At 68.7% G+C, this 2890-nt stretch carries 3 protein-coding genes; 2 read left to right on the forward strand and 1 reads right to left on the reverse strand.

All coding sequences use genetic code 11. The features are described from left to right. Positions 1-301, reverse strand: a 301-nt coding sequence (locus AC5RV2_RS16625) for a macro domain-containing protein (protein ID WP_494093254.1), incomplete at its 3' end; no start/stop codon positions are given. A gap of 311 nt (positions 302-612) precedes the next feature. Here AC5RV2_RS16625 and AC5RV2_RS16630 point away from each other — a divergent pair. Further along, positions 613-1551 (forward strand): proteasome assembly chaperone family protein, encoded by a 939-nt coding sequence (locus AC5RV2_RS16630; RefSeq protein WP_494093256.1) that lies wholly within the window; start codon positions 613-615, stop codon positions 1549-1551. A gap of 33 nt (positions 1552-1584) precedes the next feature. After that, positions 1585-2890 (forward strand): MFS transporter (locus AC5RV2_RS16635; RefSeq protein ID WP_494093255.1); only part of this gene is annotated, 1306 nt, incomplete at its 3' end.

A 2890-nucleotide genomic window follows, 5' to 3' on the forward strand; every position in this document is an offset into this window, starting at 1 on the left:
GGCGCAGGGTTTCTTCCGTCAACGCCTGCCCGGGCAGCAGCTTCCCGACGCCGGCCAGCACCACCACGTCCGCCCCGGCCCCGGGCAGCCCCGGCAGCCGGTGTACCTCGTCGGCCGCGCCGGTGACGCCGAGCAGCGGAAGGGAGTCCTGCAGCGTCTTCGACGCCTTGGCCGGCAACGGATTCTCCAGCAGGACCGGACCGTCTCCGTCCTGCCCGACCGCAATGACGAGGGCGGCTGACTTGGCCTTTTTGACATCTTTGGCAATGGCGCTGAGCTTGAGCTCGGTCGTGGGGATCACGCAGATCTGTCCTAACTTCTCCTACAGCCGGCCGGCCGGACGGGTGGTGCCCGCCGCCGCTCACCGGTTGCTTACCGTTGTGTCTACAGTAGTTCCAGCAGGAATGAGCCTTTGAAAGGTTGGCCGGAACAGGGCCTGCACCTGTCGATCGTAGTCTCTCCGGCACCGGATGCGGTGCCGCGCACGCGCTGTGCCGGGCCGCGGGCAGGAATTTTCCGCCCGCCCGGGCGCTTAACATTGCGAGAGAGCCATGCACGGCAGGGAAAGACGATGCCGGAACGGAGGGCACATTGCTGGATCCACGGTCGCTGATGTCGACCAACGCGGAGTTGTTCGACTCGCCTGCGCTGCGCGGGCTTGATCTTGTTATGGGATTCACCGGTGCAGCCGAAGCCGGCCACGTGGTCGAGCAGGTCGGCGACGAGCTGCTCGACGAGCTCGATGCTCAGCTGGTCGCCTCCTTCGACGCCGACCAACTGGTGGACTACCGCAGCAGGCGGCCCCGCATCACCTTCGCCGGCGACCGTTTCACCGACTACGAAGCCCCCGCCATCGAGCTGTACCGGCTGGTCGACGGGCTCGGCACGCCGTTCCTGCTGTTGACCGGCCCCGAACCGGACTACCAATGGGAGCGGTTCTCCCGGGCGATCGTCTGGGTGGCGAACCGGCTCCAGACGCGGCTGGTCGCGTGGGTCCAGTCGCTTCCCATGCCGGTGCCCCACACCCGCCCGATCGGCGTCACCGTCCACGGCTCGCGGCAGGACCTGATCGACGGGATCACCAGCTGGAAACCCCAGGCGGAGCTGCAGGCCGGCATCGGCCCGCTGCTGGAAATGCGCCTCGCGGAGGCCGGGCGTGACGTCGTCGGCTATTCCATCCATGTGCCGCACTACCTGTCCGACGCCCAGTACCCGCCGGCCGCCGTCGCGGCGCTGGAGTACATCGGCGCCGCCACCTCGCTGACGTTGCCCACAGACCGGCTGCGCGAGACCGGACGCGAGGTCGAGAGCCAAATCGACCGGCAGGTACAGGACTCTGCCGACGTCCAGCGGGTGGTCGGCCGGCTGGAAGAGCGGTACGACGAGTACGCGGGGCACGAAGAGCGCCGCTCGCTGCTGGTCAAGGACAACGAAGAGCTTCCCGACGCCGACGAGATCGGTGCGGCGGTGGAGGCCTTCCTGGCCACCCAGCCTGCCACCGACGACGACGGCGCCGAAGGAGCCTCCGCGGAGCCCGGCGACGCCGATTAGTCCCGCGCCCCGGGCCGTGGGCAAGATGGAGCAATGGATTCGCGGCGTGCTTGGTGGGTGTGGGGGAGCGGGATATTCGCCTACTTGGTGGCGATCACCCAGCGGACGACCTTCGGCGTAGCAGGCCTGCAGGCCACCGAGCGCTTTGACGCCACCGCCGCCGCGTTGTCGACGTTCACCGTGGTTCAACTGGTGGTGTACGCGGGGCTGCAGATCCCCGTCGGCCTCATGGTGGACAAATACGGGCCCCGGCTGATGGTGGCTGGAGGGGCCGTGCTGATGCTGGCCGGGCAAACCGCCCTGGCCTTCGCGTCCTCCGTCCCCGAAGGGCTGGCCGGACGCGTCCTCGTCGGTGCCGGCGACGCGATGACCTTCGTGTCCGTGCTGCGGCTGCTGCCCAGTTGGTTCAGCGGGAAGCGCATCCCGTTGCTGACCCAGTTGACCGGCCAGCTGGGCCAGATCGGCCAGCTGATCAGCGTCATCCCGTTCGTGGCCATCCTTAACCTTGCGGGTTGGACGCCGGCTTTCCTCTCTGTTGCCGCGCTCTCCGCGGTGGCCTTTGTCCTTGCCCTCGCGGTGGTCCGCAACGAGCCCGGCCCCCGGCGGACGGCCCCGCAGCCGACCCTGCGCCAAACCGGCGCGTCGCTGGCCGAAGCGTGGCGGGAACCGGGAACGAGACTGGGACTGTGGACCCATTTCACGGTCCAGTTCCCCGCGAACGTGTTCATGCTCATGTGGGGCTACCCATTCCTGGTGTCCGCCCAGGGCCTGACGCCGACGGAAGCCTCGGTGCTGATGACGGCAGCGGTCATGACCTCCTTCGTCGCCGGCCCGTTGCTGGGCCGCTGGGTGGGCCGGCATCCCCTGCGGCGCTCCACGATGGTCCTGCTGATCGTCGGGGCCATGTCGGCCGCCTGGCTGTGCGTGCTGGTTTACCCGGGTCCGGCACCGTTCTGGCTGCTTCTGCTGCTGGTCATGGCCGTGGCGGTCGGCGGCCCGGGTTCCATGATCGGCTTCGACTTCGCCCGGACCTTCAATCCGCTCAGCCGCGCCGGAACGGCCACCGGAATTGTCAACGTCGGCGGCTTCATCTCGGCGCTGCTGGTGATGCTCGGCATGGGCGTGGTGCTCGATGCCCTGCTGGCCAGCGGGTTCTCGCAGGGCGACCTGTACGCGCTGGACTCGTTCAAGCTGGCCTTCAGCCTCCAGTTCCTTTTCCTGATTGCGGGCACGCTGGCGATGCTGGCCGTGCGCAAACGCGTGCGTACCCGGATGTCGCACGGCGGGATCACCGTGCCGCCGCTGCGCGACGCGCTGGCCCGGGAGCGCCGCCGGCGGC

This window comes from Arthrobacter sp. Y3225116, assembly GCF_059091245.1.